Below are 358 nucleotides of genomic sequence, written 5' to 3'. Positions count from 1 at the left end.
TGCTCGCCGGGACCAAGCGGGCGACGGCGGCGCTGGTCGTCGACTTCCTCGACGACGGCCAGCCGCTCCCGCGCATCGGCGGGCACTGGGTGGCGTGCGGGCAGGGTGCGCCGGAAGTAGCGCTCGTGCTCGCGCAGCCAGCTCTCCCGCGTCCGGTCGTCCTCACCCTCGTCCCAGGCGAAGGCCTCGTCCACGCTGCGCAGGGGGCCGAGCCGCAGCTCCGTCGTCCGGAGGACGCAGCGGGGCGCACCGCTGCCGTCGCACGCCACCCAGTGCCCGCCGATGCGCGGGAGCGGCTGGCCGTCGTCGAGGAAGTCGACGACCAGCGCCGCCGTCGCCCGCTTGGTCCCGGCGAGCA

The 358-nt window shown here is 76.3% G+C and carries 1 protein-coding gene; it reads right to left on the bottom strand.

Annotated elements, in window-relative coordinates; genetic code table 11:
* Positions 1-358: ASCH domain-containing protein (locus tag E9565_RS22055; RefSeq protein WP_236836744.1), on the bottom strand; the 358-nt coding region annotated here is incomplete at both ends.

Source organism: Blastococcus sp. KM273129, from assembly GCF_021698995.1.
In the GTDB taxonomy this organism is placed as follows: domain Bacteria; phylum Actinomycetota; class Actinomycetes; order Mycobacteriales; family Geodermatophilaceae; genus Blastococcus.
Note: the sequence above shows the minus strand (reverse complement) of the source record. Positions and strands in the feature narration are given on the sequence as shown.